20 protein-coding genes and 1 tRNA gene are annotated in these 26,812 nt (G+C 48.6%); 8 read left to right on the top strand and 13 right to left on the bottom strand.

All coding sequences use genetic code 11. The annotated features are described in order from the left end of the window. Positions 1-29 precede the first annotated feature (29 nt). Genes FW415_RS18580 through FW415_RS18565 form a run of 4 tightly spaced genes read right to left on the bottom strand, consistent with a single transcriptional unit; the run spans position 30 to position 3,865 of the window. Positions 30-1,169, bottom strand: a complete 1,140-nt coding sequence (locus FW415_RS18580) for a glycosyltransferase (RefSeq protein ID WP_148388046.1) — start codon at positions 1,167-1,169, stop codon at positions 30-32. After that, on the bottom strand, positions 1,166-2,125 hold the full coding sequence (locus FW415_RS18575; protein ID WP_246858801.1) for a glycosyltransferase family 2 protein: 960 nt from the start codon (positions 2,123-2,125) through the stop codon (positions 1,166-1,168). The genes FW415_RS18580 and FW415_RS18575 overlap by 4 nt, the downstream gene beginning before the upstream one ends. A gap of 4 nt (positions 2,126-2,129) precedes the next feature. Next, positions 2,130-2,606 (bottom strand): DUF4199 family protein, encoded by a 477-nt coding sequence (locus FW415_RS18570; RefSeq protein WP_148388044.1) that lies wholly within the window; start codon positions 2,604-2,606, stop codon positions 2,130-2,132. After that, positions 2,603-3,865: a dihydroorotase gene (locus FW415_RS18565; protein WP_148388042.1), complete on the bottom strand. Its 1,263-nt coding sequence runs from the start codon at positions 3,863-3,865 to the stop codon at positions 2,603-2,605. Before FW415_RS18565 ends, FW415_RS18570 begins: the two co-directional genes overlap by 4 nt. Positions 3,866-4,208: 343 nt before the next feature. Here FW415_RS18565 and FW415_RS18560 point away from each other — a divergent pair. The 6 genes from FW415_RS18560 to FW415_RS25585 all read left to right on the top strand — a co-directional run bounded on the left by FW415_RS18560 (position 4,209) and on the right by FW415_RS25585 (position 11,429). Continuing rightward, a tRNA-Pro gene (locus tag FW415_RS18560) sits at positions 4,209-4,282 on the top strand. 124 nt (positions 4,283-4,406) lie between these two features. Then, positions 4,407-5,102 (top strand): hypothetical protein, encoded by a 696-nt coding sequence (locus FW415_RS18555; protein ID WP_148388040.1) that lies wholly within the window; start codon positions 4,407-4,409, stop codon positions 5,100-5,102. 868 nt (positions 5,103-5,970) lie between these two features. Further along, the gene (locus FW415_RS18550; protein WP_246858800.1) at positions 5,971-7,260 is read left to right on the top strand and encodes a sugar MFS transporter; all 1,290 of its coding nucleotides are present in this window, start codon (positions 5,971-5,973) and stop codon (positions 7,258-7,260) included. 51 nt (positions 7,261-7,311) lie between these two features. Further along, positions 7,312-8,550 (top strand): alpha-hydroxy acid oxidase, encoded by a 1,239-nt coding sequence (locus tag FW415_RS18545; protein WP_246858799.1) that lies wholly within the window; start codon positions 7,312-7,314, stop codon positions 8,548-8,550. Positions 8,551-9,110: 560 nt separating this feature from the next. Beyond that, positions 9,111-10,898 (top strand): hypothetical protein, encoded by a 1,788-nt coding sequence (locus FW415_RS18540; RefSeq protein WP_148388038.1) that lies wholly within the window; start codon positions 9,111-9,113, stop codon positions 10,896-10,898. A 399-nt stretch (positions 10,899-11,297) separates the two neighbouring features. Further along, complete coding sequence (locus FW415_RS25585; RefSeq protein ID WP_256378884.1) at positions 11,298-11,429, top strand: hypothetical protein; 132 nt, start codon at positions 11,298-11,300, stop codon at positions 11,427-11,429. A gap of 86 nt (positions 11,430-11,515) precedes the next feature. Here the strand turns inward: FW415_RS25585 and FW415_RS18535 are convergent, their stop codons facing one another. The 7 genes from FW415_RS18535 to FW415_RS18500 all read right to left on the bottom strand — a co-directional run bounded on the left by FW415_RS18535 (position 11,516) and on the right by FW415_RS18500 (position 23,640). Further along, complete coding sequence (locus FW415_RS18535) at positions 11,516-12,586, bottom strand: 3-oxoacyl-ACP synthase III family protein (protein WP_148388036.1); 1,071 nt, start codon at positions 12,584-12,586, stop codon at positions 11,516-11,518. A 39-nt stretch (positions 12,587-12,625) separates the two neighbouring features. Further along, on the bottom strand, positions 12,626-13,753 hold the full coding sequence (locus FW415_RS18530) for an acyl-CoA desaturase (RefSeq protein ID WP_210420735.1): 1,128 nt from the start codon (positions 13,751-13,753) through the stop codon (positions 12,626-12,628). Positions 13,754-14,989: 1,236 nt separating this feature from the next. Further along, on the bottom strand, positions 14,990-15,394 hold the full coding sequence (locus tag FW415_RS18525) for a hypothetical protein (protein ID WP_148388034.1): 405 nt from the start codon (positions 15,392-15,394) through the stop codon (positions 14,990-14,992). Positions 15,395-15,977: 583 nt separating this feature from the next. After that, a complete protein-coding gene (locus FW415_RS18515) occupies positions 15,978-17,192 on the bottom strand; it encodes a DUF4998 domain-containing protein (RefSeq protein ID WP_168208885.1) in 1,215 nt (404 codons plus the stop codon). 32 nt (positions 17,193-17,224) lie between these two features. Next, positions 17,225-18,427: a DUF4959 domain-containing protein gene (locus tag FW415_RS18510; RefSeq protein WP_168208884.1), complete on the bottom strand. Its 1,203-nt coding sequence runs from the start codon at positions 18,425-18,427 to the stop codon at positions 17,225-17,227. Positions 18,428-18,456: 29 nt separating this feature from the next. After that, positions 18,457-20,427 (bottom strand): RagB/SusD family nutrient uptake outer membrane protein, encoded by a 1,971-nt coding sequence (locus tag FW415_RS18505; RefSeq protein ID WP_148388026.1) that lies wholly within the window; start codon positions 20,425-20,427, stop codon positions 18,457-18,459. 24 nt (positions 20,428-20,451) lie between these two features. Continuing rightward, positions 20,452-23,640 (bottom strand): TonB-dependent receptor, encoded by a 3,189-nt coding sequence (locus tag FW415_RS18500; RefSeq protein ID WP_246858798.1) that lies wholly within the window; start codon positions 23,638-23,640, stop codon positions 20,452-20,454. A gap of 629 nt (positions 23,641-24,269) precedes the next feature. Here FW415_RS18500 and FW415_RS18495 point away from each other — a divergent pair. Next, positions 24,270-24,857, top strand: a complete 588-nt coding sequence (locus tag FW415_RS18495) for a hypothetical protein (protein ID WP_246858797.1) — start codon at positions 24,270-24,272, stop codon at positions 24,855-24,857. 204 nt (positions 24,858-25,061) lie between these two features. Here the strand turns inward: FW415_RS18495 and FW415_RS18490 are convergent, their stop codons facing one another. Then, entirely contained in the window at positions 25,062-25,643 is a 582-nt protein-coding gene (locus FW415_RS18490) for an alkylphosphonate utilization protein (protein WP_148388024.1), read from the bottom strand. Positions 25,644-25,746: 103 nt separating this feature from the next. Here FW415_RS18490 and FW415_RS18485 point away from each other — a divergent pair, with 103 nt between their 5' ends. Then, positions 25,747-26,256 (top strand): protease, encoded by a 510-nt coding sequence (locus FW415_RS18485; RefSeq protein ID WP_148388023.1) that lies wholly within the window; start codon positions 25,747-25,749, stop codon positions 26,254-26,256. A 37-nt stretch (positions 26,257-26,293) separates the two neighbouring features. On the opposite strand, the gene FW415_RS18480 is transcribed toward FW415_RS18485, so the two are convergent. Further along, a complete protein-coding gene (locus tag FW415_RS18480; protein WP_148388021.1) occupies positions 26,294-26,725 on the bottom strand; it encodes a DUF2147 domain-containing protein in 432 nt (143 codons plus the stop codon). Between the last annotated feature and the right edge of the window lie 87 nt (positions 26,726-26,812).

Genomic DNA, 26,812 nt, shown 5'->3' with positions numbered 1-26,812 from the left:
AGTTCAGGTATAACAATAAAACGCCGGGATTATTGTGCAACTGTGCCCAGCCTTGATGTAAAATAGGCCCAGGAGTACAGCGTTTTCTGTTCCCGGATAAAGGTAGTGAAAACGCCTTCCGGTTGTGCGAGAAAGCGCAGGATATTGTCTGCGATGGCATCCGGTTGAGGTGCGGCCACATATCCCGCCTTTCCATCCGGCACGATCTCGGGCAGTCCGCCCACGGCAGTGACCAGCATCGGCTTTTCAAAATGATAGGCCATCTGGGAGATGCCGCTTTGTGTGGCGGTCCGGTAGGGTTGCACCACCAGGTCCGCCGCGGAAAAATAGTATTTCACCTCATTATCGGGGATGAAGTCGGAATAGATCTTCACCCTGTCCTGCAGCCCGAGGCGGGTGATCATTGTGGTGTATTGCTGTTTGTCCTCATAAAACTCCCCGGCTACCACCAGTTCCAGGTTCTTTATGGCTTTGATCCTTTCATCCGCGAGAGCTTCCAGCAGGAGGTCCAGCCCTTTGTAGCGGCGTATGAAGCCGAAGAAGAGCAAATGTTTTTTGTTGGCGTCCCAGGCGAGGTGCTGTTTGGCACTGAGAGTGGGAATCGCATCCCCGAAATGGTCATAGACCGGGTGCGGGGCGTAGACAACAGGTTTATCGGTGAGTTTGCGGATGTCTGCTTCCACTTCGCGGCTGAGGGTGATGAAGGCATGGCATTGTTTCACGAAATAGCCGGTAAGCATGGCGTCTCCCGGGCGTTTTTCGTGCGGGAAGAGGTTATGGACCAGGCCGATGATCTTTGTTGCGCCGTTTTTGCGGATGAACCGGGCGATGCTGCCCAGGCTGGGCGCCATGAATGGCAGCCAGTAGGCGATGATGACGATATCCGGTTTTTCCCGGGCGATGGCTTTGCCTGTTTTGCGCCAGTTGAGCGGGTTGAGGGAATGCACGGTTCTGCTGATGTGCAGGTCCGCCGGTGCGGGACTGTCAGCATATTGCGTTTTGCCCGGGAACAGGAAGCCGGGGTATTGATAGGAAAAGGTGTGCAGGCTGACGTCGTTGCCCTGCGCGATCAGTTCACGGGCGAGGCGTTCATTAAAAGCAGCCAGCCCGCCCCGTAAGGGATGGGCCGGGCCTATGATCACGATCTTTTTATGCAGCAGCGCGGTCATCTGTTTGGATTTTCCAGTATTTCTTCCACGAGATAGGAATTGCGCTCCGGTGCATTACGGGCCACCATTTCCGCCAGAAAACCGGTCAGGAACAGCTGGGAACCGATGATGAGCAGCAGGAGGGCCAGAAAAAATATCGGGCGCTCTGTCATTTTGTATTGCAGGTAGAAAAATTTCGCGAAAGTAAGATAGGCCGAGATGACGAAACCCGACAGGAAGAACAGGGAGCCCAGTGCGCCGAAGAAATGCATCGGCCTTTTCCCGAATTTGCCGACGAACATAATGGAAGCCAGGTCCAGAAAACCGTTCACAAAGCGTTCCAGCCCAAACTTGGTTGTGCCGTATTTGCGTTTGCGGTGTTCCACCACTTTTTCCCCGATCTTCCGGAAACCGCTCCACTTGGCCAGCACGGGAATGTAGCGGTGCATTTCGCCGTACACTTCAATGGTTTTCACCACTTTTTTACGGTAGGATTTGAGACCGCAGTTGAAGTCGTGCAGCTTGATGCCGCTCATTTTTACGGTGGCCCAGTTAAAGAGCTTGGAGGGGATATTCTTGGTGAGGGTATTGTCGTACCGCACTTTCTTCCATCCGCTGACGAGGTCATACCCGTCTTGCATGATCATATTGTAGAGGCCGGGAATCTCATCGGGACTGTCCTGCAGGTCTGCGTCCATGGTGATGACCACATTGCCCTGGGCTTTGCGGAAACCTTCATTGAGGGCAGCGGATTTGCCGTAGTTGCGCTGGAATTTGATGCCTTTGATGCAGGGGTTTTCAACGGAAAGCCGGCGGATCACGTCCCAGGAGAGGTCGGTACTGCCATCGTCCACCATCCACACTTCATACATGTACTTGTTTTCCTCCATGACGCGGGCGATCCAGGCCGCCAGTTCCGGCAGTGATTCTTCTTCGTTTTTTAAGGGAACGATAACGGATATGTCCAGGTTATTCATCAGTTTATTTCTTTTTTACCAGCGCAGCGCCCAGCAAGGCCGCCAGCATGCCGGGGATCAGGTAATTGATCAGGGAACCGGCGAGGGCGGATACAATGAGATTGTCTTTCAGCATTGCAATATCCTTCTCACGATCGGCAGTGGATGCGGCATTCGGGCCGGCAGCCACCACTTCGGCAACGAATTTGTCCTTGTATTCCGGGAACAGCTGTACGAATACGACAAAAAAGATAGCAAAAATTACGACAGTTACCGCTGTTGTTCTGAATCCGTTGCTGAAAAGCTCTCCGAAAGAAGGCGCTTCGAACAATCTGCCATACCGGAAAGCGGAGAGGATCACCATGGTTACGATGATGCCGATCGGCGCCCATTTGAAAGCCGCATGGCCGAACGGGATATTGTTAAAATACTGGATCAGGAACAGCACGATGATCAGGCCAGCCGCCAACAGCCCGAACCAGATATGGTTTTTGGTTTTCATGAACGATGCACTTGTTTGTTATTGATGACGGCGATGGCCCTGCCTTTGAGTGTTTTGCCCAGGAAAGGCGTGTTCCGGCTTTTGGAAGCGATATCCTTGTCTGAAAAAGTGTATTCCGCATCCGGTTCAAAACAGGTCAGGTTGGCCGGTGCGCCTTTTTCCAGGGTGATGGCGGGGAGGCCGAAGATGTGCCTGGGAGCGGCGCCGAGCAGTTCCGTCAGTCTTTCGAGGCTCAGGTCCGGCATGGCGGTGCGTAAAGCGCCGAAGCAGCTTTCCAGGCCTATCATGCCATGTTTTGCATATTCGAATTCCACCTGTTTGGCATCCCAGTCCTGCGGCTGGTGATGGGTGGCGATACAATCCACCGTACCGCTCCTGACCGCATCGCGCAGTGCATCCACATCATCCTGACTTCTCAGGGGAGGGTTCACTTTGAGAAAGCTGTCGTACGTCATCAGGTCCGCTTCGGTGAACAGCAGGTGATAAGGTGTAACGGAGCAGGTCACTTTGAGTCCCTGTGCCTTGGCGGCGGCGATCAGCTCGATGCTTTGTCGGGTGCTGACGCCGGTGAAGTGAATGCTGGAATCCGTGTATTTGGCGAGTTCAATATCCCGCCGCAGCATGATCTCCTCGGCGATGGCCGGTTTGCCCGGCATGCCCAGCTGGGTGGAATATATCCCTTCATGCATGAGGCCATGGCCGGAGATGCTGGTATCATCCGGTATTTGTATGATGGTGCCGGAAAAAGCTTTTACATATTGGAGTGCTTTGAGCAGGATGCCGGAAGACTGCACCGGTTTGAGGCCGTCAGAGAAAGCCAGGGCGCCGGTCTGCCGCATTTCGTACATCTCCGCCAGGGAGGCGCCTTCCAGGTTTTTGCTGATGGCGCCGATGGGCAGTACGTTCACTGCGCCGTAGCGGGTTTTGCTCAGCACATATTCGATCTGCGTTTTGGTATGCAGTGCAGGTTGGGTGTTCGGTACGATCATGACCGCCGTGAAGCCCCCTTTTGCGGCTGCTTCGGTACCGCTGCCAAGATCTTCCTTGTATTCCTGCCCCGGGTCGCAAAAATGGGCAAAAACGTCCATCCATCCGGCGGAAACGTGCAGGTTATCACCCTGGATGACCTGCGCATCTTTGGCCGTGATGCTGTCGGAAATATCGGCAATGACGCCGTCCGTGATGAGAATATCCTGAATTTGCCCGTGAAGGGGGGAGAGAGGTGCTACAATCCTGGCGCTTTTGAGTAAAATGTGCATGCAGATAAAGTGATCTTTTGTTTAGTCCCAATCAGGGGCAAATGTAAGCATTTATGCTTTGAGATGTATCCGGGGAATGGTGGTATGTGAATAGAAATTAGGAGAAAGCCCGTTAAAATTTTTTTAAAAATGAAATTAATGTTTACTTTTGCATCCCGTCGTTAGAGCGATGGTGATGGGGTTCGACTCCCGTACGCGGTACTGGAGTTGGGGTTCAACTCCCGATCTCGCTACAAATATTAGCATATCGGATAGCTGTAGTTCGAATCCAGTCATCCCGACAAAAAAGTTCTTATAATATTGTTTAAAATAATTGCAGGGTAATTCCTGTAATACCGGTTTTCGGGACGTAGCGCAGCCCGGTAGCGCACTTGCATGGGGTGCAAGGGGTCGCTAGTTCGAATCTAGTCGTCCCGACAAGCTTTAAAGGTCGTAATCAGTAATGGTTGCGGCCTTTTTTGTTGGAAATGAAGAAATGTTGCCGTATTTTCGTTATCCTATTTAACAAATCCATACAGATAATAAACTCGCATAAGTATCTATGAAATTTCACAAATTACTACATCTTTTCATGTTTGTTGCCTTAGTTTCAAGCAACCTCTTTTGTAACAAGGAGCAGGGTCCGCAGGGTTTCAACAGCATAATAAGGACGACTGCAGAAACAGCAGGGACCAATTGTTCTAATGGTGGCTATAAGGTCGAAAGTGGTATAGATAAGAACAACAATGATATCTTAGAGGACTTTGAAGTGACTAACACTTCATATATCTGTAATGGTATTGATAGCAATGAGCCTGCCACTTTGATTAATGTTAGTGCCGAGCCTAATGGAGACAACTGTAGTAGCGGCGGGTACAGAATAGAAACAGGAACTGATGTCAATAAAGACGGCGAACTGCAGGCATCCGAAGTGACGAAAACTACATTCATCTGTTCTAAAGCACTATCCTACTATGCTATCCTGAATCAGTCTAACACAGAGGCACCGCAAAGCACGATTGTCGAGAATTCGTTAGAGCTAACTATCAACTGGACAAGAATTTCAGCAGGCAAATATTTAGGCACATTAAGCAGAAGCATAGACCTGGAGAAATCAATCATTCTTAGCACTAATCATCAGTATGTGAAATGCCAGTTCCAGAATGATCATGAAATCTTATTGATGAATGAAATGGGGGTTAATTTCTTCGCCGATGGCTTTAGCAATTATTCGTTGTCAATTAAAGTGTTTAATTAATACAGCTATAGAAACCCGGAGTTGTCGCTAGAAAGTTTAGGCCATCAGCAATGGTGGCCTTTTTTTGTTTTATGGTTTTCCATAGCCCCGGTTTAGCGTTCTTTTCATGTTTTCAGTTCAACCTGCCACCAATTGACACAGTTTGGTTTGCAGTCCCCAATCACAATCTATATCCTTTATTACCTATACTTACTGATTGAATTTCACATGTTTATGTAGTATCTGGGAGTAGCAGTTTCGTAGATAATCAAAAAAATAGTTCGTAAATTGTCCCGACAGGACGTAGGCGATACAATAAAGATCGTTGCAGCTTGAATTTACCACATCCCTACACCCATAGAATTTGCCGTTCGCAACCATCAAGGTACTTGAGATTAAGCCCGATATGCTCAATGGCGAATTTGACACATCGCTGAACGGCTACCCGCCTTATAAACGTAAGCCGGTTTTCCCTTTAAAAGCGAACGAATACACACTTGGCAAGGTATCTTCCGATGCTCCGATTGTTACTCGCACATCAGGTAAACGGCAAGCATCCGGATGATCTGGTATTTCCATCACCCACGGCCTTTCCGTTGATGACCGCATGTTGAACCGCAGGGTGATTAAACCAGTGCTCAAGGCAATTGGCATTAGCGAGCGGGCCCTTATTCAGCAAGGCATGCATTCGGTACACGCGCTGTACGGCAGGGCGCGGGACTCGCCGATCGTGGCGTACCTTATGGGGCACGCCACGATCGTTATTGTGATGAGAAATGATGTAGCTGTACAAGAAAAGGAGTTTTTTGTCATTACTTCTAAAATTTAAGATGTTTTTCATATCTTAATCGCCGGCCTTATTTTCGGGGGACCGTTATAAGCTGATTTTTTGAACATCAAACAAGTAAAAAGAAGTGATCTTTTTTCTATTCAATTTAACAATTCCTACATTATGAATGACCAGAACAGCAAAAGGCTTTTTTATGGCAGTTGTTTTGCATTAATCACAACTGCTTTTTCTTTTAGTATAAGAGCGGGCATTCTCCCGCAATTAGGACAGACATTTAACCTCTCTGCAACCCAGCTCGGTTTTATCAACCAGATGTGGTTTTTGGGTTTTCCGATCTCCATGGTACTGGGGGGCATCTTCTATAGCAGCATCGGGCCCAAGAAGATCATGATCTTCGCTTTTTTTGCCCACACCCTCGGGATCATACTTACGATCTATTCAGGAGGATACGCAGGTCTGCTGATTTCAACTTTGCTGATAGGACTTGGCAATGGATGTACGGAGGCGGCATGCAACCCGATGATCGCATCGGCCTACAGCGGAAAACTGATGAACACTTTGCTTAACCGTTTTCACATGTGGTTTCCCGGAGGGATCGTATTGGGAAGTTTAATATCCCTCTTCATGACCAGCATGGGTTGGAGTTGGCAGGTCCAGATATGGATGATCCTGATTCCCACGGTGATCTATGCTATCTTCTTCTATGGGCAGGTATTTCCGAAACCCAAAGTGGGAAGCGCTTCCCTTAGTGTGAATCTGAAAACAATGCTCTCGCCGCTTTTTCTTTTCATCTGCGCCTGCATGACATTGACGGCCATTTCTGAATTCGGCCCTACTCAATGGGTACAGCTTATGCTGGCTAAAAGCGGCGCCGAACCCATGGTGATCCTGGCGCTCATTACAGGGTTGATGGCTGTTGGCAGATACTTCGGAGGAGATTTTGTTCACAAGTTTGATCAAACCGGCGTTCTGCTCGGTTCTGCCATCTTCACCGCGTTGGGCATCTTTCTTTTCAGCACACAGACAGGAGCGATGGCGTACGTTGCCGCGGTATTTTTTGCTATGGGTGTATGCTATTTCTGGCCTAATATGATTGGATTTACAGCAGAAAAAATTCCATTAAGCGGCGCTATCGGCATGTCCGTAGTAGGTGCATTTGGTATGTTTTCCACTTCCATCTGGCAGCCGATCATTGGAGGATGGATCGACAAAGCAAGAGAAAGAGCCACAATGAGGGGATTAGAGGGGGATGCCATCGAGCTGGCTGCAGGCCAGGCTACTCTTTTAAAGATGATGATATTCCCACTGATACTCATAGTCCTGTTCACCATTCTTTTATTCTGGATGCGGAAGAGGAAATCAAATGCTGCTCCCATCGAAGCAGTATAATTTCCCAAGCTGCCAGGCCGGTCATTTCTGAATGATTTTGAATATTTCAGCATGAACCGGCCTGACGTTACAAATCACATCATTCCATCTTTCTACTATCAATTTTTTCAGGAACAAATTATGAAATGGGAGTACAACAGCCGCTATCCATCGATAGATGATCTCAGAAACAGAGCAAAAAGGAAAATTCCCCGCTTTGCTTTCGAATACCTTGATGGCGGATGTAATGAAGATGTTAATCTTTATAAGAATACCGCTGAACTTCGTGATGTAGAATTAAAGCCCTTGTATCTGGCCAAACATGCCGGTTCGGAGATGAGGACTGAATTGTTCGGTCACATCTATGATGCTCCTTTTGGTATTGCTCCGGTTGGTTTACAGGGCCTGATGTGGCCCAATGCACCCGAAATACTTGCCAGAGCTTCATTTGAGCATAATATTCCCTTTATATTAAGCACAGTTACTACTTCGTCAATTGAACGGATCTGTGAAATAACGGAAGGTCGTTCATGGTTTCAGTTGTATCATCCCGCGGAAGATAAAATGAGAGATGATATTATCAACAGGGCAAAATCGGCAGGTTGTTCTGTATTGGTTATTCTTTGCGATGTTCCAACGTTCGGTTACCGTCCGAGAGACATAAGAAATGGCTTGGCGATGCCTCCACGGATGACGATGAACAACATTTTTCAGATCATGGGAAGGCCTGAATGGGCTATCAGGACATTGCTGCACGGGCAGCCGGCATTTGCTACCATGAAGCCTTATATGCCGGAAGGCCTGAACATGAAACAGCTTGGTTTGTACATGAACAAGACCTTTTCCGGCCGGCTGAATGAAGAAAAGATCAAGGCTATCCGGGATATGTGGAAAGGCAAACTGGTATTGAAAGGAGTTGCCGGCGAGGAGGATACGGCGATGGCGATCCGTTTGGGATTGGATGGTATCATTGTATCCAATCACGGTGGGCGGCAGTTAGATGCAGGGCAATCTTCCGTTGGGGCGCTTGCGGCGATAGCAAAAAAGTACAAGGGGCAAATCAAGATCATGATGGATAGTGGCATCCGTTCCGGTCCTGATGTTGCAAGAGCAATAGCCAGCGGAGCAGAATTCACATTTATGGGAAGAACATTCATGTATGGTGTTGCTGCGCTTGGAAAGCAAGGAGGGCATCATACCATTTCTATTTTAAAAACACAATTGCAGCAGCTGCTGGAACAGATAGGATGCGAAAATCCGATGAAACTTCATCACTACAGATGGAATCGCGATCATCACCACAGCCTTTGAACAAATGAGAAGATCAATGTATAGCTCAGGTGGCAAAGCACGGCCTTGATATCCGTCATCTATATCCCCGCCAATTATATTTCCGCGCACAGCATATCATTTGTTTAGGCTGCCAATGATGCTGACGATACAATTTCATATTGATAACCAGCGCACAAGTCCGGGCTCAAGGATCGTATTTTCTTATGATAAGAAAAACATTCTTAATAACCTATTTTTAATTTATTTTATTTCTTGGTATGTTTAATTAACCACGTTGTGAAGAGAAATGTGTTAACCAGATAGCAATTCTACAAGTAATCAATCAACTTTCAAAAAGCGTAGCAGCCGTGCGGAAACCACTGGTTTGTCAGTTTTCCCGGTAGCAAATCTTGAAATTTAAAGTGAAGATGCCGCTGTAGCGGATTCCTCACGGATGGCGGTCATTAGACCACATCCGAATGATGAAGGGGTCATTGTCTTAAATTATTGCAATCGATTGATTTATGCGAAGTCCGGAAATCCCGTACCTGTAAAACTTACAAAGGGTACGACATCTATAACATCCCAAAAGTTTAGCCATGAATGTAAAAAACAACGCAACCAGAACCTGCGCTCTGCTGGCAATGGTATCTTTACTGTCTGTGTCCTGCAAAAAAGGAACGACCTCAGAAAAAGATAATGGTCCGGAAAAACTAAAGCTCCAGACGCTACAGATCACGCCCATCCAGGACCTTAATCAAGGCACAGCGGTCATCAACTCCCATGCTGCATCTACCGCGCGGTCGTCTTTAAAAATGAACTACAGAAGTTATGTCAGTTTAGGACAATCTTCTCTTGGGGTCACTGCTCCAAACTATCCTCGCGTAAAAAAACTCGCTAATGGCAGCTACATCATGTTTTACCATAACAATCAGGTAAGCGCGAGCGTACGCTACGCCACTAGTCCAGACCTGACAACGTGGACACCACAGGGCGATATTTATCAGAATTATAACATCATTGATCAGGACGGACAGGCCAATCAGCGCCGGTTCGCGAACGGCGATGCCCTGGTACTTGCCAATGGGGACATCCTGGTGGTGGCTTCTTTCCGGGCCAATTCAGGGTATCGGCAAAAACCGCTTGATGCCGGCATTGCGCTGCGGCGGAGCACAGATAATGGCGTTACCTGGAGCGCTCCCATAGAGATATATCAGGGTGTGAACTGGGAACCATACCTGTTGCAGTTGCCTTCCGGTGAAATACATTGTTATTTTACCGATGCCGCCCGTACAGGGGTTGTAGGAACGGATACCGGTACGGCAATGGTCGAATCCGGTGATAACGGCAATACCTGGTCGCCCGCTTTCGGTTCCGCTCCTTACTATGTGTTGCGGACGCAGTACACCCATAACGGGGTAACATTCTTCAATAACCAGATGCCAGCTGTCATCAAGCTCAATAACAGGAACGAACTGGCCGCCGCGATGGAAGCTAATACGGGCAACGGTTACTACATATCACTCGCATACTCCGGAACAGACGGTACATGGACGCATCTTAACGTGAACCAGGAAGGACCGGCAGACCGCAACGACATGGCTTTCCAGGGTGCTGCTCCGTATATCAGGCAATTCCCGTCCGGAGAAACCGTGCTTTCCTACAACCGCAGTTCTGCATTTCAGATGCGGATGGGCGATACATCCGCCCGCAACTTTGGGGCTGAATACGCGCCCCTGACGGGTGGATATTGGGGATCTTTAGAGCTGGAGAACAGTCACCAGATCATTGGGGCTTTTCCAAATCCATCCAGTGGTGTGATAAAGGTTGCGAAGTTCATCCTGAATCACCGCATTCAGGCTGCCTCTCAAACCATACAGGTAGATGGAAACAGTTCGGAGTGGGCAAATACGGGCGAGGCACTCTTCGTAGGGGATAGATCCCAGGCACAGGCAACGCTCAGAGTCGCCCAGAATAGCGACAGTGTGTATTTCCTGCTGGAGGTGCTGGACGAAAAAATTGCCGCTGAAGATTTCGCAACATTGCTGACCATGCAGCCCACCAGTAACGATATGCTGACCAACGGCGCCAGACGGTTCATTGTTTCACACGACGGACTGAGATCCACCAATGGATATAACGGCGGCTGGGTTGCCGGAAATCCACAGGCAAACATCAGGGCAACGTACCAGGGTACTATTTCACAGCACTCCGATACGGATGAAGGTTATGTAGTGGAGATGGCTATTCCACGTTCGAGATTAACTATTGTTTCAGGAAAGTTGCTCGTCAATTTTTCCATCACAGACAGTGAGAGTGGCGAAGACGCCATTTTCAACACCACTTCAGCAAGTACGGCAAAATGGATAGAGGTATCCGGATTATAACCGGCATAAACTGTTATAGCAATGAGGCGGAGTTTAACGATTTGGGGAACCGGAAGTGTTAACACGCCTGTTATAGCTTGAATCTAGTCGTCCCGACAAGCTTTAAAGGTCGTAATCAGTAATGGTTGCGGCCTTTTGCAGGGACGAAGCGTGGGCTTTCCGTGAATTGTATGAGGCATATTCCCAATCATTTAAAATCGATTAATTCGTTTAAATCTCTTATTTTAATGGTAAATGCAAAACAAAGGCCTGCCTGCCGGTCAGACTGTCTATTTAACATCACTCGCCGCTCCGACGAGGGATTCTGCTGTTACTGCATCCGGCCGCTTTACCATCAGCACCCGTGTAGAACCCGGGTGAGGCGAATGGCTACGTACTGCAGATAATGCCGCTGGCAAGTTGTACGGTATCCGCTCTATCCCTTCCAACGTGCTCATAGGGCCGGATGGCGTTGTCGTAGGCAAGAACCTCCGCGGTGAAAAACTGTTCAGTAAACTGGAAGAACTGTTAGGCCCTGCCTCCGCCGAATAGTAAATTGCATGCACCTGCGGCGCTTCCCGGTTTTGATAAATCAGGGGCTGATTGCCAATTCCGATATGTCGCTATGGAATGGCTTCCTATATCCTGTAACAGACAGCATTGATGTTCATCCCCGCGCCAACGGATGCGAACACCACAATGTCGCCTGCAGTTAATTTATGTTGCGGGAGCAGCCCTTTCCGGACCATATCGAATAACGTAGGGATCGTAGCAACGGAGCTGTTGCCCAGTTCATGTATATTCATAGGCATTATGTCTTCCGGTATCACAGCCAGATGATCAAGCGCGTACAATGCTTTGACTATTGCTTCGTCCATCTTTTCATTGGCCTGATGTATGAATATTTTGCTTACATCTTTCAGTTGAACTCCTGATTTATCCAGACAATCTTTAATTGCCGCAGGAACATGTTTCAATGCGAACTCGTAGACTTTCCGTCCCTGCATTTTGAGGTACCGGATCCGTGCATCGGCTCCCGGAAAGTTGGATTTTCCCATATCGATATACTGCAACTCGTCTATGGCATATGATTGAACGCTGCTTCCGAGGATGCCGGAAATGCTGTTTTCTCTTGCTTCTGCGATACATGCCCCGGCACCATCGCTGAAGATCATACTATCACGGTCGTACACATCAATCACACGGCTCAGCGTTTCCGTTCCGATAACCAGGCAACGCTTCCCTGCACCTGCCCGGAAATACAGGTCCGCCTGTATCAGGCCCTGCAGCCAACCCGGACAGCCAAAAAGAACGTCATAGGGCACACAGGCCGGATTGCTGATGCCAAGCGCATGTTTTACGCGGGAAGCAAGGGAAGGCACTGCGTCCATTTGAATGGTATGTTTGATAACATTACCAAAATTGTGGGCAACGATGATATAGTCGATGTCTTCAGGATCAACCCCCGCATCCGCAATGGCGCCTTTTGCCGCAAGGCAGGCCATATCAGACGAGCTCATGTCTTCCGGTGCATATCGGCGTTGGATGATGCCGGTGATTTTCTGGAATTTCTCTATTATTTCTCCGGCAGCAGTAGGAATACGCTGCTGGTCATCAGTATAAAAATCGTTGATAGCAAATTCCCGGTTGTGTTTGACGGTAGCAGGAATATAGCTGCCAGTGCCGGTTATTACAGTCGAAGTACTCATCTGAACAGATTTTGTGTTTGCAAATTGATGAACGCTTCTCTAGACAGAGGACCGGGAATATCCCTGCCCCAGTTTTTTAAGCATAATAGCATGTGTCTGCAGCGCTTTCCGGAAGGTGCGCTGCTCATTATACGGCAAGTTAAATTCTTTTGCCGTTTGTTTAACGATCGGCGCCAACTTTCGATAGTGTACATGGCATACGTTCGTAAACAGGTGATGCTCTATCTGGAAATTAAGCCCTCCGGCAAACCAGGAAAGTACATGATTGCGTGGCGCGAAGTTGGTCGTATTCTCAATCTCGTGCACAGCCCAGGAGTTTTCCACCTTCTGTTTCCCATCCGCATGATGCGGTACCGCAAAATCGGAGGTTTCCATAATATGCGCCGGCTGGAAAATACAGGAAAGCAGGAGGCCGCCTGTAAAGTGCATCAGTACGAAACCTGCAATTATATAATACCAGGGCATTCCTGAAAATAATATGGGGAGTACTATTATATAGGCATAATACAACGCTTTATACATACCGATGTGCCACATTGCCTGTTTCAGCGAAATTCGCTCTTTTACCAACAAGTTGCTTTTTTTATACCGCACTACCTGGAGAAAATCTTTTGCGGTCATCCAATACAGGGTCATGATCATGTAAAAGAACCATGCATACAAATGTTGATAGCGATGGTACCATTTCAGGGGTTGGTTGGGTGACAGCCGTATAAGCCCCATGGTATCTATATCTTCATCCAGCCCGGACAGGTTGGTATAGGTATGATGCAATATATTATGCTGGATTTTCCAGTTTACCGTATAACCTCCTATCATTTCCAACGTATAACTGATCAGCTTGTTGACCCTCTTATTGGCGGAATAAGTGCCATGGTTGGCGTCGTGCATTACAGATGTACCAATACCGCTCATCCCCAGTCCCATCAAGACCCACAGGCCCAGGAACAACCAGGCATTGCCGGTACCAAGGCCCGCCAGTATGGCAGCATATGGCCCGAAATAGAGTAACAGCATGGAAGCTGTTTTGATCCACATACCGGAATTGGCATAGGGCGAAATATTTTTCCGCTCGAAATAGGCACGAGCCCTGGCTTTAACCGTATCATAGAAACCGTCACTCTCCTTCGGAGCAAAACGTACTATTGTTGGAGGATGTGGCTTCATACATAAATTTGTAAATCATGAATTGATATAATAACAAAAATCCTGCAAGTATTCAATTAGCTGGTTTCCAATATAAAACACTTGCTTAATATTGGTAATTACACCATTCTTTGCGGAATGATTTCCGCACCGGGATGCCACAAGTGATTAGCCAACTGGCAATAACGGATAGCAGCTTTTTGAATAAAAGGAGTGTAAATTAAGTGCATATTTGTCAGAAATTGGATATGCTGACATAAATAATTGCTCACTTTTTACATTGTGATTAAAGGTTGGCACCTGAAATCGTTATAGGGTAACCATCTTTTTGGAGTGAGTTGCAGGGGGTGGGAGGGGTGCTGATTCGAAATGGGCCAGCCGCAAAAAGGTTTTGGTCACCCACGGCACTAAAACCTTGAGGCCTCCGGGTGACAGCATGTATTTGCGTGAGGGGCTTGAAAGCGGAGCCGATTTTGTATATTTAATTTATCCCTAAAAGCCAGGTATGAAAGAAAGCCTTCCTTCCCGAACCTCGTTTCTTATAGCAGCATGTATCGTATTTATTTATATTTTGGCACTATTGCTCAAAGGATATGCATTTAGTGAACATCCTGTAGAGGAAAATTCGATAAGCTCGATTCTATTTTCGGCATCTTCGCTATTATGCCTGTTTTCAACATTATTGACGCTGCTTTGCTCCATTGCAATTTTATACCCTTTTTTGGTTATTACTATGTACTGTTACGCTGCTTCTCCCATTTCGGCCATTGCCGCTTTTCTGGGAGTCTTCCTATTTTTTTTATTAAAGATGTGTTTACTGTCAATTGCTTTTTTTAAGCTGCAGAATGAGGTGCCAATCATGATAATGACAACGTATGGTCCTAATGTCGATGGCGCCGCATGGGAGCAATTGTACGAGTATAATGATCTTATACGCCACCTTGGGTTTCCTATGGCCGTTGCTCTAATATTGTCCAGTTGTATTTACTTCAACTTTTTTAGTGGAGGCCGAAGCGATAACTTATTTATAAGAGGGGCTTTCGGCGTTAACGCCTTGTATATGGGCATACACCTCCTTTGTTTTTTTTCCAGTAATGGGTACTGGGCCATGAATTATAGAAGCACTTCGTTCCTTCCTGTTGAAGTATTGGTGTATTTGCTGATGCTTATATGGTTAGTGCGCGTCCGGGCAAGCAGACAGAATGAATGACCTTTATTAAGCCTCAATCTGTATTTTCGGTGTCAGGCGGTTAAATTTCACTGAAAAGTAAAAGCATAAGTTGGAAGCCCTATCAGTCCATTGGCATCCGTCGTTACGATTTTCGTGTAAATTAAATTCCCGCCCGAATATACTTTGAGGGTAACTGTTTGACCGGCTACCCCTGCAGTAGATGAATTGCCCCCGATGCCAACGAATATCACATTGTTCGGATAGGTAAGTTCTTTAGTCCATGGAACTGAAATGTCGTTGTAGGAATCCATTGTTCCGATATTGCTGTTTGTAACGATATTCAGTTTGCCCGTGTAATTGCCCGTGATCTCGTATTTCACTGATCTGCTGTTTTTTCGCGGTTCATCCGGCGTGTCATCTTTTTTGCAGGAAATAAATGCAAAAGCAATTGCGAGGAATGTTGTCAGGGTAGTTAAAAATGTCTTTTTCATCTGTTCCGTTTTTTTGATTTCCGTTGTGATGACAAAACTAGATAAAACAAGATATTGCATTTCTTAACTTAAGGTAAGAAATGCAATATACAGCGCGGGGTAATTTTGCGGAAGGCCTGACATGGCCGATTGCAAAACGGCAACGATTATCCGGAAGGAACAACTGAATAATACGGCACGAATGCAGATAAGCAAGCAGGCCGCTCTCATTCACTACCGCCGGATTGAGGCTGGTTTATCCTAACTTGTTATCGCCGGCATATGAATTATACCGCAATAAAATAGATATGGTTTTGCCTTGCCTATGGCTTGGGGGAAGTTGTAGCTTCGCTATTCTTTTTTTTTATTCTGCTTAACGATTCAGAGGTAATTCCAGGATAGCTGGCAAGTTGATAGAGGGGAACCCTTTGGATTAAATCAGGCCTTTTTTTCAATAAACTTGAATAACGTTCTTCCGGTGAGGAGGTCATAAATTCGGAGAACAAATCTTGCCTTTTTTCAGTGAAAGGCAGCTATTCCCTGCGATATGATAATGGCTCCGGTCACAGTTTCGTACTGCAAAACCCGGAGCCATGTTCTTTTATCAATCCGGCAGACTGAAGAGCCTGACCTGGAATACTTTCAGAAATGTGCCGGTGTCCGGCAGCTTCGCCTGCACACCGATGGAAACTTCCGTTTCTTCTGTCAGCTCGAACTCCAGCTTGTTCAGTGCGAATTTGACCATGCCCATATGCTTCAAAGCCATATCCGGCGTATTATCGATATCCGGAAGGGTAACACCTTCGGCTACGGTAATATATTTCTGCGGGCCGCCATCGGAGCAGTCGCCTGTCGTAACTTCCAAAGCGTATTTTCCTGCCGGTAAGGTGACGGTCTGATAGATCTTTCCGTTGGGCACTTCCGGCAATCCCCATCCTGCTTCTATGGAAAGTGCGGCTCCGGGCAGCCATGAGCCGGCATCCAGTCCGCCGTATCCGTCGGCGTTCTTTACATCATCACTCACCGTCCAGTCTGCCGGGATGCCCCATCTGCCTCCGCTGCTGGCGGCAAGAATGGGAGGGCCTGCATTTTTGATATATGCCGCAGTGATATCGGTTTTTACACCTGTAGTCTGCAAAGATGCGTACAGGGTATCTATGCAGGTGCTGTCCGGCAGGTAGGCCGTTCTGTAAGTGAATGTGGTGCCGCTTTTGTAACCGGCCATAACGGTGCTGACCTGATCTGCGGGCGTGAACAGAGAAACCTGGTTGTCATTTTCATCAGTATAGGTATGCTGTGTGCCGAGCGCCCCGCCAGAGACGTCAAAATCTCCCCAGGTGATCGTGGCATCGCCGCTTTCGTTCAGCACACCGCTGGCTATCGGCCGGTTGAGGAGCCCGTCCACATACCGTTCTCCATATACATTGCAGGAGCCGGTCGCGGCAACGGAGCGGTTCCCGGAGGCGTCGAACGTCACCACTTCGAAGGTATGGGCACCTTCACTCAGCCCGTCAATGATCAGGTCCAGCGTATCAACACCGTTTGTTCGTTTAACGGTTACCGTGATAGAGTCGACGCGGTCATCCCGGTAGATCCGGCAGGAGCTGATCTTCGGATCAGCAATAAACAACCCCCGGATCTGCACCCTGTTGTAGCCGGACCTGATTTCCAGTGAATCCACCTTGCCGATGTAAGTGATCTCCCCGCTGGCGGTGTATTTTTTGTAATCGTCCATTTTCGAGCAGGACAAAGCTGTTATCGATATCACCAGCGGCAATATCCATACAGTGAAAATGCTTTTATAATGTTGATGGATCATTTTATTGATTTTTTCAGACATGGAATAGCGGATCACCGGGGATCACCATATACTTTAAGTTCATTGATGCTTTGTGCGGTGCCACCGGCAAAGTTCTCCAGGCATCTTATTCTCATATAGCGCACTTTAGGGGCAAGCAGGTCTGCCTCCCAGTTAAATCCCGCGGCAGCTGTGGTCTGATCTTCCGTATTGTCCGTGCCGTAGGGCAGGCCGGAAGGTTTTACGACCGTATAACTCCCCAGCAGTATCCAGCTGGCGTCCAGTTCCCCGCTAAGCGAGGGAGCGGTGGAGCCATATATCTCAAAACGTTTCATGGTGGTGAGGTAATAATACCGGGAGCCTTCCGGGTAAGGACGTATCCATACACGGCTGACCTTGCCTGTTGTTCCCATATCAAATGTGATGGTATGCGGGCCGCTGCCACCGGGCACCTGGTTGGTGAAGCTTGTCCAGGGCCAGCCCAGCTGCCCGTCCCAGATGTATTGCAGCGCTGCGCCGTTCGTTACCTGGGGGGCGTCTCCCGGCAAGTTGAAGGTAGCAAAGCTGGCCGGGGGGAATTCTGTTTCATACAACGGTTTGAAGGTCTGGTAAAGCGTGTCCGTGGTATTCCCCCATTTGTCGGTCACCAGGAAGCCGAATGTGTAGTCCAGCGTATCCAGCCCGCGGATCTTGGATTCGATGATGTCCGTGTTGGTATAAACGCTCATATTGATGTCCGTTTCGTACTCGTTGAATGCGTTCTTTTTCAGCACGAGAATGGACAGATCTGCCCGGGTTTCGTTACTGGCGGTCATGTTGTAACCCCCAAAAGCAGCCAGTACATTGATGCTTTTGAATACCTTCCAGATCGGCGCCTCCAGCGGCCTGATCTTCACGGTCACCGGCGCTGAGGCCACTTCGCTGCGGCTCACGGAATAGACACTGATCTCATGTTCCAGCGTATCCGCAAATCCATCCACGACCAGCGTATTGGAATGATAGGATGCTTTTACCTCCGCCTGTTTGCCCGTTGAAAGGGTATAGGAAGCCTTTACGTAGAGCAGGTTCGGATCATTCGGCACCGTGTAGGTGAGCACAGCCTTGCCGGCCTGGTTCTCCACCTTGATATTGCTTACCTGCAAAGGCTGGTCCTTACTGTCCGTGGCCGGCATATGTGTGTCATAGTCCCGCATACAGGCCGTCAGGAGCGACAGGGAGGCAAGCATTAACGTATAACTAGCGATATATTTTCTCATGGTTTTCTTCTTTTTTTGATGTGGAGCATTTACCATCCTGGATTTTCTACGAGATTGAGATTCCTCCTGGTGTCGTAGTTGCCGATCGGCCAGAAATAGTCGCGCGGTGCCACGAACTTCTGACTGAATATTACTCTTTCGTTATAGTACGATTCAGCTGTTTTGCCGATGATGCTCCAGCCGGTGATATCCTTGTTCAGTTCCGTGGCCGCTTCTTTCCATCTGCGGAGGTCCCAGAACCGCTGACCTTCAAATACCAGCTCAATCGACCTTTCCCGGTGAATGATACTGCGCAGGCCCTCCTGCGTAGTGTATTTGGTGGGATTGTTGGAGTAGGCGGACCATGATTCCACAACGCCTTTCAGCCCTGCCCGTTCCCGCACTTTGTCCACATACTCGATAGCTGTTGCCGATCCGGCTTCCACTTCATTCAGCGCTTCTGCGTATAACAGGTAAAGGTCTGCCAGCCTTACTTCCGGCCAGGGATAGGTTTTCCAGGTTGGCGCGGCGGTACCGGCGGTGGTGGATTCCCAGTGTACCAGCTTCTTGATGAAATAGCCTGTTTCACTCCAGTTCGTAAAGTGGCCTACACCGGCTCTTTCGCTGTTCTTGGCCCTCACGTAGAACGTGTTCACATCGCTGCCGGTTGCGTTCCCGTCTTTCTGATACCAGATACCGCCATCGAAGCCGAGGTCCGCATAAAACCGCGGTTCCCTGTCGAAGTTGAGGCGGGCGGTCACAAAATTCGGTTCGATGTAAAATCTGTCCGCCGCGGTAGCTGTTCTGAGTTGCTCATAATTCGAAAAGTTCAGGGTTTTGTCTTCTTCAATAGGCACGCCGTTGCTTGTATAGAACATTTTGGCGATCTTGATCGGCGGCGCCCATACTCCCTGCAGGGCAAAGCGGTCGGTGTTGGAACCCCTTTCCATCGGCGGCATGCACAGCGCCTGGTTCACGAAGTACATCAGGGAGTTGGCCCATACATGTTCTATTCCCCAGCGTTGGGTTACGGCATTCCGGATATTCAACTGGGTCTTCATGGTATCACTTAACCTGTGCACATCATTCTGGTACTTGTACAGAGCGAAGCCATTCATTTCCGCGGATTCGATCGCTGCTTTTGCCGCGTCTCTGGCCTTTACCCATTTATCGGGATCAAATGAAGGATTGAACAAGGCTACGCCTTCCTTGTCCTTGAAGTTGGCATAATCCGGGTTGCCGTTGAAGAGAGGGCTGGCGGCCATGATCCACAACCTGGCCTTGATGGCGAGTGCGATGGGTTTCGTGGCCCGTCCCAGCATGGTGTTCTCATCCATGATCCTTTCCGGCAGCACTTCTGCCGCTTCGTCCAGCAACCGTGAGATATAGTTGGTGCAGGAGTCTACCGGCATGCGGGTGGACATAGTGCTCTCAATTTCCGCATCGATGGGAATGTTTTCTTTTATCAGCGGGATGGGGCCGTACATCCGCATCATGTAGAACAGGTAGTAGGCCTTCAGAAAGGTCACTTCCCCTATCCATACGGAGCGTTCCGTGGGCGTGATATCCGGCACCTTGGTCATATCACGCATGTTCTCCAGGAAGATATTGCAGTTGCGGATGCCTACCCACAGTTTCTGATGATCGAAGCGGGTATTGCCGTTCCCGCCTTTGCGTACACCAGCCCATTCATCGAACAGCGGAGCGTCTGCATTCTGCTGGCCCTGAGCGATCCGGAATGCGGCATGCCAGTGCGCCTGATCGTTTTGCGGGTACCATATCTCATCCGCGGAGGTCATGGCGGCATTGTACCAGCCATCGCCGTTCTTCGGGAGGAAGGAGTAGCAGGTGAACAGGAATTTTTCGGCTTCCACACGCAGTTTGAATGCGTTTTCAAGCGTGGCCACGTTATCCGGTACCACGTCCAGGTATTTCTTGCAGGCAAAAAGACCGGAGGACATTACTGCCATGAGTAATACCAGGAGGCTTTTGCGGCTGTCGGTTATATGATTTGATCGCATTGTCGTAATAAGTTTGTTCAGGAATTAGAAGTTCAGCTGTGCGCCCATGCTGTACACCGATTGTACCGGATAGTTGAGGCCGTTTCCTCCCATCTCCACATCCCAGAGCTTGAATTTGCTGATGATAAAGAGATTGTTGGCGGAGAAGTAAAGCCGGGGTGATTTCAGGCCCGCCCGTTTAAAATCGCGGAAGGTGTACCCCATATCCACACTCTTCAGGCGCAGGAAGCTGCCGTTGCGCATCCACCAGGTGGAGGTCATGTTGTTGGGCGAAACTCTCCAGGTGCTGAGGCGTGGCCAGAAGGCGTAGATGTCCTGGTTCTCGGTGGACCAATGGCTCTCACTGATCGCCTGCAACAGATTGGTCTGGTAGCCGCCATCCTGAAAGAAGGGTTGAATGGCCACCGGATCAATGAAAAAGGTGGAACGGGCAGATCCCTGGAAATAGAAGCTGAAATCGAATCTTTTGTAGCCCATGGAAGCGCCGAAGCCGTAGATGATCTCCGGTTGCTGCGGGTATCCGATCGGTACCCGGTCATCGCTGTTGATGACATCATCGCCATTGATGTCCCGGTACTTGATATCTCCTGCCATCAGGCCCGGATCACCGAACTGCATGGGGGAATTGGATACTTCCTTCTGGTCCACGAAAAGGCGTTCTGCAATATAGCCCCAGGCCTGGCTTAACGAATGCCCGGTTGTAGAGAGGTAGGCGAGGGAAGCCGGATACTGCACCTCATCGGTCAGCGTTCTTTTGCTGGTAGCATACGTGAATGTGCCCCGCAGATTGACCCAGAGGTCTTTCGAAAAGGAGTGCTGGTATTTGGCTGCAATGTCTATGCCCTGTGTCTCCGCCTTTCCGTAGTTGGAAGAAGGGATGACGGAGAGGCCATAGGCTGATTCGACGTAGGTCTTGGGCTGAAGTATCTGTGACCGGTATTGCCGGTAGACATCTACCGTCATATCAAAATCGTAGAACAGTTTCAGGTCGATACCGAGATTGATCTGCCTGGATTGTTCCCAGGTGATGTTGGGGTTGGCATATCTGAGGATGGAAACGCCAGGCCGGGAATAAGTGCCTACGCCATCGTTTTTTCCGAAGCTGGCGGAGAATCCATCGTCATTCATATTCACATTGGAGAGATAGAAAAAGCGGTCATCCACATCCCCGATCTGGTCATTACCCACAATGCCATAGGTCGCTCGCAGCTTGAGATCGGTAATAACGGATTTCAATGGGGAAAAGAAAGGCTCGTTGGAGATGCGGTAACCTAATCCCGCGGAGGGGAAGAACCCGTAGCGCTTCTTTTGTGCGAAGCGTTCAGAACCGTTGTAGCCGAAGTTCAGCTCCACCAGGTACCGGTCGTCATACGCATAGGTAAATCTGCCGGAGAGCCCCTGGTTCCGCTGGGGGAGGGATGCTGTTACACTGCCTGCATTCCCCGATTCGTAGCTCGATATGTAGGAGATGAGCATACCGCCTACCGTATGTTTGACATTGAAAGTATGATTGTAGTTCAGCGAGCCTTCCAGCCAGAGCCTGGAATCCAGTTCCTTCGGGCCTTCCGAATAGCCGAGGTATTCGGTGCCAACGAGGCCCAGGGATGTGGCAGAGCCATCATTGAGCGCGCTCAGGTTATAGTTCTGTGTAGTGGGATCGATGATAGCCCTGTAGTAGAACGGATTGTAATTCCTGGATACCTCGTACCGGGAAAACCTTCTCAGGTAACCCATGGCCCGCATGCTGAGCCCGGTGGTGAGGAAGTTGAGGTTTTGCTTTATTTCCAGCTGCGGCTGGATGTTGGATGTTTTGTAAACCTTGTATCCTTTGACCATTTCCGCATAGGGATTCACATACAGGGTGGAAGTCAGCGCCCCGTTGTTGACCGTAGGGTTTGAGCCGAACAGCGGATGGGTGATATACGGCAGTTTGGATTGGGGATATACGGCCGGGAACATTACGGGGTTGGACCGCATGAGGTTCTCGAATATCCTGGAGCCGCCTTCGATCGGCCCCCTGTAATCATCAAATTGCCCGTACATTCTTACGATCAGCTCCGTAGTATTGGTGACATCTATATTGATGTTGGTGCGGACGGAATAGTTGGCCAGTTTGATGTTGTTGTTGAAATCGTTGACCGGGTCCACTTTCAGTACACCATTATCCAGGTTGTATGTACCGGCGACATAATACCTTGTTTTTGGGCCTCCCCCGCTGATATTCAGGTTGTAACCCTGGTTGGCCGTATAGCGTTTGATAAGCTGGTCCAGCCAGTTATTGTTGGGATAAAGTACAGGATCGTCGCCCGCTATGGTGTGGTTGATCTTGTTCTGCGTGTAGGGTTGCACGGCGGTTGGAGACCTTGTCAGGGCAGCTTCGTTGGCGAGTTTCATATAGGTGATGTTATCCGCCAGTTTGAAGTTCCTGGTGTTGGTGGATACCCTGTTCTCGGCCCTGAAACTGAATTTGGCAGTACCTTCCTTACCGGATTTGGTATTGATCAGTACAACGCCGTTGGCGCCGCGGGCGCCGTACACCGATGCCGCGGCGGCATCTTTGAGCACGGAGAAGTCGGAAATATCATCCGGCTGCAGCCTGGCCATATCCGTAGGAGAGGATTCCACGCCGTCTATGAGTATCAGCGGGTCCTGCTTGCCGGTGCCGAAAGTAGACAGGCCACGGATATAGAAGGTAGAGTTATTGGTGCCAAGACCGGGCTCTCCGCTCTGCTGAAAGGAGATCATACCCGCGATCCTGCCGGCCAGCATATTTGTGAGGTTGCCGGTGGGACCTTTTAACTCCTTTACGTTAACCGTTGTAATGGCACTGACCATGCTGGCCTTCTTCTGCGTACCGCCGAAGCCGGTGATGGTCACCTCATTGAGATCGTTGTTTTTTATTGTCATAAGCACATTAATTGTGCTTTGGCCGTTTATATTGACTTCGCGTCTTTCAAATCCGACCATGGAAAATACCAGTACACCATCTGCCGGCACTTTAATGGAGAACATTCCTTTGGCATCAGTCATGGCATTTTTTCTGCCATCGGATTTCAGTGTGATGGTCACACTTTCCAGCACCGAGGAGTCTGAACTTACTTTACCGCGTACGGTGATCTCGTTGTTTTGGGAAAATGCATCCAGGGGAAAAAGAAGAAGGGATAGCGCAACGGCACTGAGCATGCCGCCGGCATAACGTTTAAATTTTTTCATACACGAGGAATTTATAATCAGGTTAAATGGTAAATGTGAACAGGCGCTGTTATGGCGGTTTCTGTGCTGGTGGAATTATTTAAGGGATATGCAGACAGAAAGCTCCTGTTTGCAAATACTCAAGGTGGAAGGCTGAAGGACCAGTTCATTTTTTTGGTTTGATAAATGTTTTATGCAATAATGATCAGTTACCCGGAGACAGGGCGGGAGTATCACATATCCTTTTCCGGCACAGTGGTTGACGGACCGTGCACATTACTATTTCCCTTTTATTTTAATGTTATAGTTAGCGTTATTTACATAGTGTATGCCCTTCTGCATAAATTATTTCTAGTCACTGTAATGCTATCGGCATTTATAAAAGAAAGTGGTTTTGTTACGTGGAATTTTAAATTATTGTCACAATGACACTTATAAATATGATGACCAAGTTAAGATTTATTGTTTTATAAATCAAAATAAAATTTGAGAAGGATGGAATATTCCGGGGTGATATATGCTGCTGATGGTGGTAAGTGTGAATGTTTGAAATCAGAAATGCGCATTATGAAAGAAAAATTGAAATGACTTTATTCTTTTCCGGCAAATGCCTATTTTGCACGATATTATAAACTTAAACCAGAATTAATATGAATGTTTTACGCCCCATTTTTTTAATGCTTTCCGCCGTGGCGTTATTCAGCGGAAGCGCCTATGCCCAGAAGATCAAAGTAACAGGCGGCAGCCTCGCCGCCCTGAAGAATGTCAGGGAGATCAATACGGAGTTCACGTACGAGAAAATGAGTGTCGGGAAATTTGACAAAGAGGAAGATTATGTAAAGAAAAGAACGGAAGAGCTGAACAAGAAAGAGTCCGGCCGCGGAGATACCTGGGCAAAGGCCTGGGTGGCAGACCGCGAAAACCGTTTTGAACCGAAGTTCAACGAGCTGCTGGCTAAAACCGGTGAGGTGACGGTCAATGAGAAGGCCAAATACACCATCATTTTCAATACCTCTTTTGTTGAGCCGGGCTTTAATGTTGGCGTTATGAAAAAGAATGCCTACATCGATGGTGAATTGCTCATTGTGGAAACGGAGAACCGGAACAAAGTGGTAGCTAGACTAACCGTGGAAAAGGCCCCGGGCAGAAGCTTCTGGGGTAATGATTATGATACCGGTGAAAGGATATCGGAAGCTTATGCGGTAACCGGCAAAGTGCTGGCGAAGAAGATATGGTAAATTGAACCGTACTATAAACAGGAGGGTGCATCATAACCGATGCACCCTCCTGTTTATGGTACTTTCCGCTCAAATTCGTTGAGGAATATGCTGTTCACAGGTGTGATGCGCCCTCTTTTATGGTACTTTCAGCAGACCGTGCTGTTGATCGCTATCAGGGCATGTTATGATACACCCTCTCTTTAGTGAACTTCCGTTGCGATCTTATCCCTGCTTCCGCACATATTTTGTGAGGATAACGATCACCTGGCCTTCTATTTTTCCTTCGATCTGCTCCGTATTGTCTTCCACCAGGCGGATATGTTTTACCACAGTGCCCATCTTCGCGTTCAGGGTAGAACCTTTCACATCCAGGGATTTGGTCAGCACCACGGTATCGCCGTTCTGCAGTACGTTCCCGTTGCAATCGCGGTGCAGCTCAACTGCAGCGTCATTGTCATGATCGCCGGTAGCTTTGGCCCAGGCCAATGTGTCATCATCCAGATACATCATATCCAGATTATCCATGGCCCAGCTTTCGTGTTTCAGACGATGCAACATCCGCCAGGACACTACTTTTATCCCCGGCACCTCGCTCCACATGGTATCAGACAGCCCTTTCCAGTGAGTGCTGTCCAGCTCCGCTTTCCTTTCGATCTGCATGCGGCATTTATCGCAGATCAGGATGGTATTGTCCTCGTTGCTGTAGGACTGTGGCTGCACTTCATAGGCAGTTAGTGCATCGCCGGATTGGCATAACTCGCAGCTGCCGGCGCTTCTTTGTTGTAATAGTTCGTCCAGTTTCATGATAATTCTTGAGAATGGGGGCGAAGGTAAGCATTTTTTGCAGGCTTTATTTTGCGGCGCATATAATACAAAAGTTTTAATTTGCCGCCATAATTTAAACCTGATGAGAAATCTGATCATTGTGATGGCCTCCGGCCTGCTGGCGCTTTCAGCCTGTACGAATACCCATAAGAATACAAGCGCGGATACAAGCGCAAATACACCAGACATCCCGGCCGCAACGGAAACGCTGCAAACCGTTATGTCCGTTCCGCCTTCCGTGAAAGCGGGAGAGCCGGTTATGCTGACATTTACGGTATATAACCGGTCAGCAAAGGCATTGGAGTTCTGTAAATGGCATACGCCATTCGAGGGATTTATCGCGGCTTTCCTGGATGTCAGGAACAGCAACGGAGAGGAAGTATTATACCGGGGAGCTATGGCCAAGCGGGTGATGCCGCCGCCTGCGGAAGCTTACATCCAGGTGCCGGCAGGTGATAGTGCTACGGTAGATATTGATCTGCTGAAAGGTTATGATCTTTCAGCGCCCGGAAAGTACCATGCGGTGTACCAGGCGGGTGGCATGAGCGGTCTGGAGCAGGTGAATGAACTTGACATCACGGTAGTGCCATAGCCGGATCGCTTGTACAACAGCGAAGGAGCAGATCAAATCAGTTCGCTTTTGTCCATACCGTTGTGCGCCCGAACATGGAGATGCCCACATAGCCGCGTATCTCCAGTGTATTTCCCTGCAACTTCATTTTGCTGCTATAGGTCTTGCCGCTTTTAGGATCATATATCTTCCCGTCCGTCCATTCGCCGTCATCAAATACAAAATTGCGGAGGATAACGAGGTTGATGAGATTTCTGTTCCTCAGCGCGGCATCCGGGTTCTTGCTGTCTTTACGGAGTGTTTTACCGTCATCTTCATATGCATCTTTTATCCAGACCAGCTTACCGTAGTAGTTATTACCGTTGCGGTAGACCTGCACCTTTGCATCTTTTTCCTCGTTAAGCCAGGTGCCGGTAATGGCATCCGCCTGCTGGGCGAACAGGGCCGTTGGCAGGAGAAATAAAAGGATCAGCCAGCATGTGTTTTTCATAAGACCGTCTTTAAAGGGATAAATTTAGCGGTTTATCCGAACTAAAAAAAACGGGCCTTTTTATAAACGGAACAACAATAGAAGCCG

The sequence above is a fragment of the Chitinophaga sp. XS-30 genome (assembly GCF_008086345.1).
Classification (GTDB): domain Bacteria; phylum Bacteroidota; class Bacteroidia; order Chitinophagales; family Chitinophagaceae; genus Chitinophaga.
The sequence above is the reverse complement of the archived record's forward strand: the minus strand, read 5'-3'. Positions and strand labels throughout refer to the sequence as shown.